The sequence below is a fragment of the Roseburia faecis genome, from assembly GCF_001406815.1.
In the GTDB taxonomy this organism is placed as follows: Bacteria; Bacillota; Clostridia; order Lachnospirales; family Lachnospiraceae; genus Roseburia; species Roseburia faecis.
This window is the reverse complement of the sequence record NZ_CVRR01000028.1, coordinates 1-14,931: the sequence shown is the minus strand read 5'-3', so window position 1 is coordinate 14,931 and position 14,931 is coordinate 1. Positions and strand designations below refer to the sequence as shown.

Genomic DNA, 14,931 nt, shown 5'->3' with positions numbered 1-14,931 from the left:
AATTTCGCACCGTTAGTCATTAACCTGAGCAGGCACTTGTCTTAAGTTGACATTAGGTTGACCACATTGGGGTCTGACCCCATAAATGGTGATCATACTTATGGAGTAGATGATGAGAATATGTCAATTGTATCTGTAGAGGGTATTACTAATACAGGTGATAAACTTGATAAGGATCACACCACGATTTCTGACAGTGTTAAGGCTGTAACAATCAAGAAGATCACATTTACAGTTGATTCAGGTGCTTATAAGGTTGACATTACAAAGGATATTTCTTCTAATCCATATGTAATTTCATTCAAGTAATTGAATCTATTAAAGAGGTTGCTTCGGCAACCTCTTTTTTTATCACAAAAATATAGCTCTCCACCCAATTGGCAGAGAGCTATATTTTACTATTTAATATTTGACAGATGTTATAATAACTTAGATCAAATAATTTCTATATTATTTTGCTGTAATAACACCAGGTACGGCAACTTCAACATTCATTGAGATGCCATCTGCTACTGTTACAGTAACTTCCAGTTTAGAAACATTGAAATCATGACCCTTAACAGCAGTATTCTTTGTCTTAAACTCAGTACCATCGTTAAGTTTTCCTTCAACCTTAGAAATTACTAATGTTTTAGCACCTTCTGGAGCATCTTTTGCATTACTATAAACATCATCTCCATAAGTTACAACTAAAGCAGCTTTTAAAGCAGCTTCAACAGTGTCTGTAGTAGGCTCAACAGAATTATACTTAACATCAGCAGATGCCTTAGTCTGAGTATCTGTTACTGTAAAGCTGGAAGTAATAGTTACGTCATTATTCTTTGCATCTTTGCATGTAGCAGTTACAGTATAAGTACCAGCTCCAAGATTCTTTGTAGCTACTCCGTTAGATACATCTACAAGTTTGATATTTAAATCAGAACCTGTAGTGTCATTATCACCATAGTTAGCATCAACTCCAAACGCTGCTCCCGTAACAACCTTTCCATTGTCATTACCAAAAACAACTGTTCCATCAGATTTCTTTACAGTATAAGTTACATTCTGTACTGCTTTCAAATCAACACCGTTTGAACGTCCCATTAACTGAGCGGTAATGATTTTGCTATCTTTATTATCATTATCAACTTTAACATCTACAGAAGATTTGTCAAGATCAAGGCGATATGAATCAACTGCAGAACCAGGTTTCTGAACATTAACAGTAAGAGTCCTAGCTACAATTTCCTTATTATCTTTTGTATAAGCAACCTTGTATACATAGGCTCCTGTTTTAGAAGCATCAAATGCTGCACCTGTAACAACAACTGCTTTCTTGCTTGCATTAAATGCTACAGCGGTCTCATTCTTAACAGGACCACTTAAATAAGATACATGTACATTTGAGTAATTGCTTGCAGCTACCTCATCACCATACTGATCCTTTACCTTAACACTTACTGTCTTAGCAGCTACAGTATTTGATGTAGAAGCATCTACGCTATACTTATCTAACTCAAGAGTAGCAGCTTCTCTACCAGCAGTAACATCAATTGCTACAGAGTTTACAATTTTACCATCCTTATCTTTGAATAAGATATATGCTGTACCCTGCTTAACAGGAGTAAGACGAACACTCTTGTTTGAGATAGTATTGCTTGCAAGCATTAAAACTGTCTTGTCTGAAGATTCTACAGTATAATCATACTTAGAAACCTCTGTTCCTGTTGCATCCTTGATCATAAAGTATGCATATTTGCCAGTTTCTCCGGCAGCAATCTTATTAGTATCTTTTGCCTTATCAAACTTCTTGTTTGCGCCATCAATTCTTACTTTAAAATCATTGATAGCTGACTGATCTGCAGCAGTAATTGTCACCTTGTTTGGTCCAATGTTTCCTTCTGGCTTACCATTCTGGTCATACTTGCCTGTTTTGTATGTGATCTCAGCTGTAGCTGTATCGCCAACTTTGTTTAAGTATAACTTAGAACCGTTTGTATAACCGTTTCCGTTTGTATTGATTGTAAAATCATAGCTAGCATCAGGATTGCCATACTTAAGCTCTTTTACAACAACACCATTAGCATCCTTAGATACTAACTTAATTTCTGTCTCAGTAGCATATGGGATTGTAGCTTTATCAAGTGCGATAGAAGCAACCTTTCCGTCAGAAGCTACGAATGTCTTTGTGATTCCATCAAGAGTCACATCATATGTAGCTGCATCCTTCAACTCACTGAACAGAGTTAATGTAACCTGAGAAGCATCCTTAGAATCAACTGTTACCTTAGATACTGGGTAAACAACGTTTGTTGCTTCACTCTTTACTGTGAAATCAGTTGTCTTAAGGTTCTTTGTATCGCCAGCAACAGTAGCTTTAAGCTCTGTTAACTTGTTCTGTGCTACTGTAGAAAGAACATGGTTCTTCACTTCTACATCCTTAGTAGTTTCAGCTGAATCCTTACCAACTGTAATCTTAGCTGTGATTGTTGCCTTACCAGCCTTAACACCTGTAACAACACCTGTTGTAGCATCTACTTTTGCAATGGTATCGTCACTGGATGTGTAAGTAATCTTAGCTCTTGAAGAATTTTTCTTAGTATTTGTTAACTTAGTTGTGCTTCCAACTGCTACTACTGACTCTCCAGATAAAGCAACGCCTACCTTAGCAACTTTCATTGTGTAAGTAAGTTTCTTTGTCTTTGTCTTAGCACTCTTCTTTGTAGAAGTCTTGTAAGTTACCTTAACCGTAACTTTAGCGGTACCTGGCTTAACACCTGTAACCTTGATCTTCTTTGCTGCTGTCTTCTTAACAGTTGCAACAGACTTCTTGTTGCTTGTTGCAGTTACTTTAACAGACTTCCAAGACTTTGGAGTTGTAACTGTAACGGTCTTGTAACCAGCAGAATAAACTGTGGCTTTTTTTGCGCTAAGCTTTGCTGTAGAAGCTGCCTGTGCGTTTGTAGCAGGAACTGCTGTTACAACCATAGCTGCAGCGAGAGCAAAAGCTAACACTTTTTTGCTTGATTTCATGTTTTTTCCTCTCTTTCTTTTTGACTAACTTCCATCTCTTCTACTCGTTTAACCCTGCACGTTTAAGTTCCTTCATCTTCTCTTCCAAACCGCTGCGGACGATTTTTCCAATCCAATGTTCTCGCTAATTGCCTCCACTGGCCTCCTCGGTCTTACTGTTAAGTCCATTGTCAGTTTCATCTACAGACACACAAATCATAAATGACCAGAAACTTTCGCACATCAGACGTCGGCGTAGAGTGTGATATCAACGTTGATTGTCCAGCATCAAGATCAGCAAGCTGAGGTTCCGATGACTTATATTTCTAATATGTATCTGTAATTGTAAGGTCTGTCTGGAACAAGTTCCAGTTTCCATAGCCTCGATAGTAGTTCATCACTTGTCGTACTATTTATAGTACTCTTTTAACTACTCTACGTGACAATCATACACCAAGTATTGTATCTTTGCAACACCAAAATTACATTTTATTGAAAAAATTCTTTAATATTTTCTTAAGCATTTAAGAGTTTTTTCACTTTTTTCTATTATTAAAACTATTTCACGCGTAGTTCGAGTGAAACTACGCGTGAAGATAAACAATTCTATTTAAAGTAAGCAATTCCGGATTCGAAGATCTTCATATCCTGCTCTCCGTAGATGTTCATGGCAACGGCCTCACCACGGCGCTCGCTGTGTGCCATCTTTCCGAGTACACGTCCATCCGGACTGGTGATACCCTCGATCGCCATGTACGAACCATTGACATTCCACTCTTCATCCATGGTTGGCTCGCCGGCTTCATTGACATACTGGGTGGCAACCTGTCCGTTTGCAAAAAGCTTGTCCAGCCATTCCTTCGGAGCTACGAAACGTCCCTCTCCATGGGATGCCGGGTTGCAGTATGTTGCACCAAGCTTTGCCTGCTGCAGCCATGGGGATTTGTTTGTCACGACCTTGGTATATACCATCTTGCTGATGTGGCGGTTGATGGTGTTGTAGGTCAGTGTCGGGGAATCCGCACTCTGCGCCTGAATCTGTCCGTAAGGAACAAGTCCCAGTTTGATCAGTGCCTGGAATCCGTTGCAGATACCAAGTGCCAGTCCGTCACGTTCTGACAACAGTCTGCTTACTGCCTCGGTCATCTTTGCATTCCGGAATGCTGTTGCAAAGAACTTTGCAGATCCTTCCGGCTCATCTCCTGCGGAGAATCCACCCGGGAACATGATGATCTGTGACTGATCGATTGCCTTGACAAATTCATCGACAGAATCACGGATGTCTGTTGCACTCAGATTCTTGAATACTTTTACAATTGTATTGGCACCTGCACGCTCAAACGCTTTCGCACTGTCGTACTCACAGTTTGTTCCAGGGAATACCGGAATGAATACGGTCGGCTTTGCGACTTTGTTTCTGCATACATAGATGTTCTTTGTATCGTATACGTCACTCTGTACTTTTTCTTTATCCTCGGTTGCGCGGGTTGGGAATACACGCTCGAGTGTTCCCTGCCATGCATCAAGTGCCTCATCCATGGAAAGAGCCAGGTCTTTGTATACGAATTTCTGTGCATCGTTGACTTCTCCGACAACGACTGCGGATGCTTCTTTTATAATAGGAAGAAACTCTTCTTTTACTTCTGCTACGATATTACCGAATCCCGGTGCAAATAAGGTTTCTGCAGTGACATCATCGGCAATTGTTACACCCAGTTTGTTACCGAATGCCATCTTGCTGACTGCTGCTGCCAGACCTTTTCCGTCAAGTGCATAGGCACTGCGGATTGCACCCTTGCCGATCAGCTCATGAATCTTATCATACAGTTTCATCACCTGTTCATATACCGGCAGATCATACGCGTTCTTTTCGATCGTAAAGAGTACCAGCTTATCTCCTGCTTCTTTCAGTTCCGGTGTGATCACGTCTTTTTCTCTTGCCACATCGACTGCGAAAGAAACCAGTGTCGGAGGCACGTCAATATCGTTAAAGGTTCCGGACATGGAATCTTTTCCACCGATGGACGGCAGTCCAAAACCGATCTGTGCATCAAATGCACCAAGCAGTGCGGCAAACGGCTGGCTCCATCTCTTTGGATCTTCGTTCATTCTGCGGAAATATTCCTGGAAAGTAAATCGTACTTTCTTGTAATCACCACCGGCTGTCACGATACGGGAAAGAGATTCGAGTACCGCATAAACCGATCCATGGTATGGGCTCCAGGAAGATAAATACGGATCAAATCCGTAGGACATCATGGTTACGGTATCACATTTTCCATGTAAAACTGGAAGCTTGGCAACCATGCTCTGTGTCTCCGTCAACTGATAACGTCCACCATATGGCATATAGACGCTTCCAGCTCCGATGGAACCGTCAAACATTTCGACAAGTCCCTTCTGGGAACATACGTTAAGATCCGCAAGCATTGCAAGCCATGCCGCTTTGTTATCATTTTTCTGTAATGCATCTGCCACTTTCGGAAGCTCCATCTTCTTAAAGAAGTTATCTTCCTCTTTTGGCATCTCGACTTCGACATCTGCTTCCTGATGCGCACCGTTGGTATCGAGGAATGCACGGGAAATATTGACAATGTCTTTTCCTCTCCACTCTAAGATCAGTCTCGGCTCCTCGGTAACAACTGCCACCTCGGTTGCTTCAAGGTTTTCTTCTTTTGCATAAGCAAGGAACTGCTCGACATCCTGCGGAGCGACAACGACTGCCATACGCTCCTGGGACTCGGAGATTGCAATCTCTGTTCCGTCCAGACCGGCATATTTCTTCGGTACTTTGTCCAGATTCACGCGCAGTCCGTCTGCAAGCTCACCGATTGCTACGGACACACCGCCGGCACCGAAATCGTTACATTTTTTAATGATATGGCTGACTTCTTCCCTGCGGAACAGACGCTGCAGTTTACGCTCAGTCGGTGCATTACCTTTCTGTACCTCGGCACCACATACAGACGTAGACTGTGTGTTATGTGCCTTGGAAGATCCGGTTGCTCCACCGATACCGTCACGTCCGGTACGTCCGCCCAGAAGGATAATCTTATCTCCGGGATCAGAGGTCAGTCTCTGTACGGCACGTCTCGGTGCGGCACCCATGACAGCACCGATCTCCATACGTTTTGCTACATAATCCGGATGGTAAACTTCTTTGACATATCCGGTTGCCAGTCCGATCTGGTTTCCATAAGAGCTGTAACCTCTGGCTGCCTCGCGCACGATCTTCTTCTGTGGCAGCTTACCCTCAATCGTATCTTTTACGGATACGGTTGGATCTGCGGCTCCGGTCACACGCATTGCCTGGTAGACATAAGTTCTTCCGGAAAGCGGATCACGGATGGCTCCACCCAGACAGGTAGCAGCTCCACCAAACGGCTCAATCTCGGTCGGATGGTTATGTGTCTCATTCTTAAAGTTTACAAGCCACTCCTCTGTCTTTCCATCTACTTCCACCGGTACCACGATGGAACATGCATTGATCTCGTCAGATTCTTCCTGATCTGCAAGTTTTCCTTCTTTTTTCAGACGTTTCATGGCAAGCAGTGCCAGATCCATCAGGCAGACAAACTTGTCATCGCGTCCCGCATACAGTTTCTTGTGGGTATCAAGATATTCTTCGTAAGTCTTTTTGATTGGTGCCTGGTAAAATCCTTCATCAAACTTCACATTTTTCAGTTCTGTCGAGAAGGTGGTATGACGGCAATGGTCACTCCAGTAAGTATCAAGCACGCGGATCTCTGTCACGGACGGATTCCGCTTCTCGGTATTTTTGAAGTAATTCTGGATATGTAAGAAATCCTTAAAGGTCATGGCAAGATTTAAAGAGCTGTACAGTTCCTTTAAGTGTGCTTCTGCCATGTCGATAAATCCGTCGAAAACTGCCACGTCTGCCGGCTCATCGAAATTCTGTACGAGGGTATCCGGCTTGTCCATACCGGTCTCACGGGAATCTACCGGATTGATACAATACTTTTTGATCGCCTCTAACTCATCCTCTGTGATGTCACCCTTGATCACATAGGTCGTCGCGCTGCGGATGATCGGCTCCTCATCCTCATTTAAAAGCTTCACGCACTGCTCTGCGGAATCCGCTCTCTGGTCGAACTGTCCCGGCAGGAATTCTACGGAAAATACGTTTCCGCCTTCTGCGTCAAAGTTCTCCTCATAAATATCATCCACTGGTGGCTCGGAAAATACCGTCTGCAATGCCTTCTGGTAAGTGGCATCCGATACATTTTCCACATCATAACGGATCAGAACACGCACCTGATCTGCAGCGATTCCGAGATAATGCTTTACCTCATGTTTTAATTCTTTTGCCTTTACGGCAAAATCCGGTTTCTTTTCTACGTACACACGACGTACATTGCCCATTGGATTTACCTCCTTCTTTTGCGAAACGGAATGCCCCCTGCATTTGGGGGCATTCTATTGATCTTTATGTTATTGTATCATGGGTTGACAATTAAGTAAAATTAATATCGCTTACGATATCTATTACCTGTTCTTATGAAATTACTGTACGGTAATTGCACTGTCCGTTACAACGCCCGGAGTGTCCGGTTCCGGCTGATCCGGCTGATCGGTACCCGGGTTTGGATTTACAAAATTAATCTTTACTTTCAGCTTTCTGGATTTATTTCCTGCCGCATCTTTGACATATACGGTCACGCTATAAGTTCCATAGGTTCCTCTTTCCATAGCGGTAACTGCCTTATGTGCTTCTCTGGCATCCACGAAAACATATTTTGACGCAAGTTTTTTGCCCAGATCTTTTGCCACTACATCTGCCTTAATTGCAGAAACCAGTTTTTCTTTGGAAACGGCTTTATTGTAGGTCAGTGTCTTTCGCTTCAGGCTGATGGATGGCGCTTTCGTGTCTTTTACGGTAATTACGATACTCTTCTGAGTCTTATTTCCCTTGGCATCTTTTGCTGTGTATGTAATCTTATATTTTCCGGTCTTTGCTGCATTGACTTTTCCGGAAACGGTAAATTTAAGTGTCTTACCTCTGTAATCGGTAGCTTTCACACCCTTTTTCAGATCTACTTTGCTGTTTGTTCTCTCGATGGTTTTATTCTTGATTCCCTTAATCGTCGGACGGAGTTTCAGCCATGGATTTCTCGGATCCGGATCGGTCGGATCCCATCCGCGGTACGGACTGTTTACATCAATACGGATCGGGGTAGGCTTGCCCAATGGTCCCGGATCTTTGCTGTCATAGATGGTTACTTTGGTTCCTACCGGGCAGTTGTCATAGATCCACTTGGCATCTTCCACATTCAGACGGACACATCCGTGGGATGCCGTCTGTCCCAGACGGTTATAAGAATTGTATGCCAGCCTGCTCGGGTCCTGTGCACTGTAAAACACAGAGTGGAACAGCACACCACCGTGAATACGGCTGCAATACTGTCCGTACACACCGCCCATAAGTGTATGCCAGCGGTATTTTGCCGGAATCGAAAATGTTCCTGTCGGGGTAGCATTGTTGACACCGACAGAGCAGGCAAATGCTTTGACCGGTTTGGTATATTTGCCTTTGGAATCAAGTGCATATACGGTCACACAGTTCTGCTGACGATTGATTTTAATGTAATATGGCAGTTTTGCTGCCTGAGTTGTAACGGGTGTTCCTGCGAACACAAGCAGCATGAGTGCCGCCATCAATCCGCATAAGGTTTTCAAAATTCCCTTTTTCATGATAATCTCCTTTTCTCTCCTTTGTGAAAGGTATATAATATATCCTATACTATACTATACTACTGAGGATATGATCGATGGATATCAATTATGAATTATACAAGGTTTTCTATTATGTTGCAAGCTCTCTCTCATTTTCGGATGCAAGTAAGAAGCTGTTTATCTCCCAGTCAGCGGTAAGCCAGTCTATCAAAACATTAGAGCGCAAGCTGGGACAGCCGCTTTTTATCCGCAGCACAAAAAAAGTGCAGCTGACTCCTGCCGGTGCTCTGCTGCTAAAACATGTGGAGCCTGCCATGAATCTGATCTCCCGTGGGGAAAGCCAGCTTTTAGAATCCGGCTCTCTGGGCCTGGGACAACTGCATATCGGCGCAAGCGACACCATCTGCCGTTATTTTCTGCTGCCGTATCTGCAGAAATTCCATCGGAAATTCCCGGATGTTCCGATTAAAATCACCAATGCCAGTTCGATGGGCTGTGTAGACCTGCTAGAGCAGCGCCGGGTTGACCTGATCATCACAAATTTTCCAAACCCGCATCTGAATCCTTCCTATATTCAGAAAACGGTTGGCTCTTTCTCAGATGTGTTCGTCGCCAATCCGGCATATTTTGATCTGGCGGACCGCATCGTTCCTTTCTCGGAGCTTGGCACCTATCCGCTCATGATGTTAGACCGCAAGAGCACAACGAGTGAGTTTCTGCACCACATTTTCCTGCAGCATCAGCTGGAACTGCTGCCTCAGGTAGAGCTCAGCAGCAACGATCTGCTCATTGACATGGCCCGCATCGGTCTTGGAATTGCTTTTATCCCGGATTTTTGTCTGAAACACAAGCCGGAGGATCTCTTTCTCGTCCACACGCAGGAAACGATCCCGCAGCGGCAGCTGGTGGCTTCGTTAAACCCTACCCTTCCGGTTTCTGCCTCCACCGAAGAGTTTTTAAAGCTCCTCCCGGACGTCTGACCAGAACCGGCTCACTTCTTCCCGCAGCTGCGGCAGACCACAGACGCTTCTCTTTTCCCATTCTCTCGGAAAAAGCGCTCCGTATTCGCGCTGCAGGAAACGTTCATCCAGCAGAAGGATCACGCCGCGGTCCTCGCTGGTCCGGATCACGCGCCCTGCTGCCTGCAGGACTTTGTTCATTCCCGGATAGCGGAACGCATAGTCAAATCCGGACAATCCCCGCTCATCATAATAATTCTTTAAAATTTCACGTTCATCGCTGACCTGCGGAAGTCCGGTTCCCACGATGATGGCACCGATCAGCCGGTCGTTTTTCAGATCAATGCCTTCCCCGAAAATTCCACCCATCACACAGAACGCAACGAGTGTCCCCTGGCGCTCTTTTTCAAATTCTTCCAAAAACGCTTCTCTTTCGTGTTCTTTCATATTACTATGCTGCATCAGAATCTCGCACGAATCGGCCGCCTTCCCGGCAAAGACCTCATATACATCCTGCATCAGCCGGTAAGACGGGAAAAACACCATGTAATTTCCCTGCTGTGCTTCTGTGACTGCACCGATATAGTCCGCGATTTTTTCGTATTCTTTTCTGTTCCTCCGCGTATATTTTGTGCTCACATCCCGACCAAATGCGAGAAGTCTCTGTGTCTGGGCAAACGTACTCTGCGCATAAATGGCATAGTTATCCTCGTCCGTGGAAAGTAGCCGCTTATAGTATCCGATCGGCAGGAGCGTTGCGGAGAAAAAGATCGTGGAATTGCTTTTATCGATGCATTTCTGCAGATTGACCGACGGATCTACGCAAAAGAGCCGGATCCGGAACTGGCCTTCCTCCGTCATCTGGCTGTAGATCACGTAATGGTCATCCACCAGATCATAAATATTCAGGAAATTGCGCAGCGCAAAGTAAAAATCCAGCACCGTTTTCTTCTCCGGAAATTCCCGCGGTTTTTCCAAAAATTCATCCATCTGGGAGGCCAGCCGCATAAGGTGGAAGGTCAACGTTCCCACACTGTCCAGAATCTGGTAGTGCTCACACTCACGTTTCATTTCCAGCATGGCTTTGTTGCATTTGTCCAGGATACGGCAGATCGTACGGCTGTGCGCTTTCATGATCCGCTTCACTGCAAGCACGTCTTCTTTGTACAGATCGGCACTGTACATCTCCCTGCTGCGATCCACGAGGTTATGTGCCTCATCCACCAGGAACAGATAGTCTCCCTTTATCCCCTCCTGAAAAAAGCGTTTCAGATATACATTCGGATCGAATACGTAATTGTAATCACAGACAATATTGTCCGCCCAGGTTGCCACATCCAGACTCATCTCAAACGGGCACACCTGATATTCTTTCGCCTGCGCTAAAACTTCCTCTCTGGTAAACAGGTTGGATTTCTGCAAGAGATCAAACACCGCATCGTTCACCCGGTCAAAATGTCCCTTTGCATATGGACAGTTTACCGGGTTGCAGTCCATCTCTTCACACAGGCAGAGTTTTTCTTTTGCTGTAATCTGGATCACTTTGGCACGATAGCCCTGTTCTTCCAGCAGTGCGAACGTTTCTTTTGCCACAGTTGCTGTGATGGTCTTTGCCGTGAGATAAAAGATCCGGTCTGCCAGCCCTTCTCCCACTGCTTTTACCGCCGGAAAGATTGTGGAAATTGTTTTGCCCACACCGGTCGATGCTTCGATAAACAGATTCTTTCCCCGCAAAATTGTACGATAAACATCTGCAACCAGCTTCTTTTGCCCTTCCCGGTACGGAAATGGAAACTCCAGTCCATGAATGCTCTCCTGCCGCTGTTTTTTCCATGCAATCTGCCAGTCCGCCCATTTCCGATAATCTTCGATCAGATGGCCAAACCACACGGTCAGTGTCTCAAATGTATAAATCTCCCGGAAATACCGGATTTCCTCGGTATCCAGATTGCAGTAGGTCATCTGCACGCCGATCCGCTCCAGACGGTTCTGTTTCGCATAGATATACGCATAGCACATTGCCTGGGCTTTATGCACGTAGACCGGCTGTTCCATTGCCGCAACGTTTCTATATACACCCTTGATCTCATCGATGAAACTGATTTCTTCTTCCGGAGGGATTTCCGCCGCAAACTCCATCTCCGGTTGCAGCACAGACTCCGTCGCAGCCGGCAGATCCGGCTGAAATTTTCCATAGGCGATTCCGTCTGCACGTCCTTCCACGACCAGTACGTAATCGTTGGCTTTCCATTCAATTTTCAGCGGTACTTCCGCCTGGTAGGAGGTGTCCATGCTTTTTTGAATTTTCCGGTGGATACGGCTGCCTTCCATCATGGCCTCTGCACTCGCCAGCTTTCCGGCACGATTATCGATATCTCCTGCCCGGAAAATAAACTCTACCAGATTTCTCACAGAGATATGTAATTCCTGCATGTACATCTCCTTTCTCCCGCGGGTATTTTCCTGTTGTATGAAGCGGGTTTTTATTTGTTCCATTATTTTACAATAAAAAGCCCCGCTCCGGAATACGGAGTGGGACTTAAAGTTCCATAGTCACGATATAATAATTGTATTATGCCACTGCAAATTTAGCAACTACGTTTTCGAAATTTTCATTCTTTCCACCGTAGCAAACCTGAAGATTCTTTTTTACGCCAAGTCCAATCATACCAAGCAATGACTTTGCATCAATGAATGTTCTGTCGCATTTTACATCAATATCAAAATCACAACCACCTGCTGCACGTACAAAATCCTTAACTTCATCCATATCTGATAACCGAATTACTTTAACAGTTTCATACATAATCCAACACCTCTTTCTACCTTTAAACAACATACTTTTATTATCATCCCCAAGTTTAGAAAAGATTATGCCACTTTTTTTCTCATCTGTCAAAGTTATGCAAACTTCGCATTTCTCCGGTTTTTCCTGCATAATGACGGTAATCGCGCAACCGTTTCCATCAGATTCTTACCGTTTTTTTTCGTGTATTTATATTTATACCTGCTATCTTATGCAATTTCTCCAAAAAATTGCCTTTCCAATCACCAAAACAAGCATTTTTTGATGAAAACTATTTTTATCAAAGTGGTTTCCCACTTTTTTTCAGAATATCCACATATAATTCTCCGATCGGACTGACCTTTATCCCCTTGTGCCGGATATAGCCAATCCGCATCTTTTCGCTCTCTGCCAGCGGCACTGCCGCATAATCATTTCCGTTTAATTCTTCACAGATAATCCCGGAACAGAGCGTATAACCATTCAGCCCAACCATCAGATTCAGCATGGTCGCCCGGTCATCCGCATGGATCATCTTCTTATATTCATAGGTACTTTTCATCTCTTCGGCAAAATAAAAGGAATTATTTTTCCCCTGTTCGAACACCAGACATGGATATTCCTGCAGTTCTTTCATGGAAATTACATCCCTTTGTGCCAGCGGATGTCCTTTCCACAGATATACATAGGTGTCACAGGTAAACAGTTCTTCAAAAATCACATCATTTTCCCTGAAAAGTTTCTGGAGTACTGCTTCATTAAATTTGCTCAGGAAAAGAATCCCCAGCTCACTTTTCATGTTGCGTACATTCTCGATTACCTGATTCGTCTGTGTCTCATGCACGGCAAATTCATATTCTTCCATTCCGACAGCCTTGACCACTTCCACAAATGCCTTGACCGCAAAGGTATAATGCTGCATGGACACAGAAAATTTCTTTTTGGATGCAGACGAAATATAACGGGATTCCAGCAAATGATACTGCTCCACGACCTGCTTGGCATATCCGATAAATTCCTCTCCCTCCGGTGTAAGCACGATTCCGCGGTTTGACCGGATAAAAATGGTGATTCCTGCTTCTTCTTCCAGTTCGCGCACAACCGCAGACAGATTGGGCTGTGAGACAAACAATTTTCGGGATGCTTCGTTCATGGAACGGCTTTCTGCAATCGTAATTACCTGATGTAACTGCTGTAGGGTCATATGTCTTACCTCTTTTCCTTAATCATATGATCTGTTATATACCGGACAAGGATCTGAAGTATCCATGCAACCACAATGGAACTGCATACCAACACCAGTTCGTAACGCAGACGGCATGTATAAAATGCTGCTCCCTTCATAAATTTTCGTATGGTAACATGTACCAGATACAATTCCAGCGAATGAGCACCAAACCATTCCAGTATTCTTATAACCGGACGCATAGATAACTGGGAAAAGATCCAGGCAATTCCCGCACAACATGAGATATTAAAAATTCCAGTCACATACCTTGCAAAAATAGGAGATCCACTTGGAAGCATGGTGAGCAAATAGCCGGATAACGCAAAAAGAATCAACCATTTCCAATAACTTTCCCTTTTTTCATAGCTGGATCTGCCATAAAAACAGCCCGCTATAAAAACAGGCAGACGAAGCAAAGCAATATTTACATTTCCAAACACCTCTTTCTCATATAATGCAATTACAAGTGCCAATACGGTAACAGCACTTACCATGGAAATCAGCCGGATCTCTCCATCTATTGCGTCTCGTGCGCTATCCACAATCTGAAAGATATAGGGATAAATCAGATAGCATAACAGCATAAGTCCAATATACCAGTAAAGCCTGTCTCCATCACTGAAAAATGTGATAAATGTGAAGTCTTTTATGGCTTCTCCCCATCCTGTTTTATCTACACAGACATCCAGTAAAATATAAGAGGGTACGGCTACGATGCAATAAGGAATCAGAATTCTTTTTAATCTTCTTATGTAAAAACTTCTAACATCTGATCTTTTTTTCATGGAATAATATAACCCCAGACCAGAAAAGAATAAAAATGCATCCACACTTGATGATGAAATATATCTCCAAAAGAAGGAAATCCAGCCACTAAAATGATAGGAGTAATAATGACAGTCATCCGTAAAATGAAAAACTATAATCAATATGATGGATATTCCCATTAACGCACCCCGATATTGCGAAAGCACGCTGTTATTTGTTTTTTTCATATAATTCTCCTTTATAAAAATTTAATTTAAATTACTATAAATAAAAAAACACCTAAACAGGTGTTTTTAAAGAGCAGGGGATGAGAGAATCGAACTCCCACCAAAGGTTTTGGAGACCCCTATCATACCATTTGACCAATCCCCTATATGAGAAAACAACGTAGACAAGTACGCTGCTAACTTCTTATTCATGAAATGTTTGTACTTTCAAAACTTCATACAGATTTAACCGCTTTTTTAATCAAGCCCTCGACCTATTAGTAACAGTCAGCTCCATGT

The 14,931-nt window shown here is 43.6% G+C and carries 9 protein-coding genes and 1 tRNA gene; 2 read left to right on the top strand and 8 right to left on the bottom strand.

What is annotated here, in order from left to right:
* Positions 1-66 precede the first annotated feature (66 nt).
* Positions 67-309 carry a hypothetical protein gene (locus M72_RS09955; RefSeq protein ID WP_141652729.1) on the top strand — a complete coding sequence of 81 codons (243 nt, stop codon included), beginning with the start codon at positions 67-69 and terminating at the stop codon, positions 307-309.
* Between the two features lie 141 nt (positions 310-450).
* Here M72_RS09955 and M72_RS09950 read toward each other — a convergent pair whose 3' ends face one another.
* The 3 genes from M72_RS09950 to M72_RS17180 all read right to left on the bottom strand — a co-directional run bounded on the left by M72_RS09950 (position 451) and on the right by M72_RS17180 (position 8,703).
* Positions 451-3,012 carry an Ig-like domain-containing protein gene (locus tag M72_RS09950; protein WP_055068116.1) on the bottom strand — a complete coding sequence of 854 codons (2,562 nt, stop codon included), beginning with the start codon at positions 3,010-3,012 and terminating at the stop codon, positions 451-453.
* Between the two features lie 585 nt (positions 3,013-3,597).
* On the bottom strand, positions 3,598-7,374 hold the full coding sequence (locus M72_RS09945) for a phosphoribosylformylglycinamidine synthase (RefSeq protein ID WP_055068115.1): 3,777 nt from the start codon (positions 7,372-7,374) through the stop codon (positions 3,598-3,600).
* Between the two features lie 141 nt (positions 7,375-7,515).
* On the bottom strand, positions 7,516-8,703 hold the full coding sequence (locus M72_RS17180) for a L,D-transpeptidase family protein (protein ID WP_055068114.1): 1,188 nt from the start codon (positions 8,701-8,703) through the stop codon (positions 7,516-7,518).
* A gap of 77 nt (positions 8,704-8,780) precedes the next feature.
* Here M72_RS17180 and M72_RS09935 point away from each other — a divergent pair, with 77 nt between their 5' ends.
* The gene (locus M72_RS09935) at positions 8,781-9,665 is read left to right on the top strand and encodes a LysR family transcriptional regulator (protein ID WP_022045020.1); all 885 of its coding nucleotides are present in this window, start codon (positions 8,781-8,783) and stop codon (positions 9,663-9,665) included.
* Here M72_RS09935 and M72_RS09930 read toward each other — a convergent pair.
* The 5 genes from M72_RS09930 to M72_RS09910 all read right to left on the bottom strand — a co-directional run bounded on the left by M72_RS09930 (position 9,642) and on the right by M72_RS09910 (position 14,797).
* On the bottom strand, positions 9,642-12,083 hold the full coding sequence (locus M72_RS09930) for an ATP-dependent DNA helicase (RefSeq protein ID WP_405560140.1): 2,442 nt from the start codon (positions 12,081-12,083) through the stop codon (positions 9,642-9,644). The two genes, M72_RS09935 and M72_RS09930, sit on opposite strands and share 24 nt — an antisense overlap.
* A 133-nt stretch (positions 12,084-12,216) precedes the next feature.
* A complete protein-coding gene (locus M72_RS17850) occupies positions 12,217-12,582 on the bottom strand; it encodes an HPr family phosphocarrier protein (RefSeq protein ID WP_314733827.1) in 366 nt (121 codons plus the stop codon).
* Positions 12,583-12,730: 148 nt separating this feature from the next.
* Positions 12,731-13,633, bottom strand: a complete 903-nt coding sequence (locus M72_RS09920; RefSeq protein ID WP_055068111.1) for a LysR family transcriptional regulator — start codon at positions 13,631-13,633, stop codon at positions 12,731-12,733.
* Positions 13,634-13,638: 5 nt separating this feature from the next.
* Positions 13,639-14,652 (bottom strand): acyltransferase family protein, encoded by a 1,014-nt coding sequence (locus M72_RS09915; RefSeq protein WP_055068110.1) that lies wholly within the window; start codon positions 14,650-14,652, stop codon positions 13,639-13,641.
* 74 nt (positions 14,653-14,726) lie between these two features.
* Positions 14,727-14,797: transfer RNA gene (locus M72_RS09910), tRNA-Trp, on the bottom strand.
* Positions 14,798-14,931: the final 134 nt, after the last annotated feature.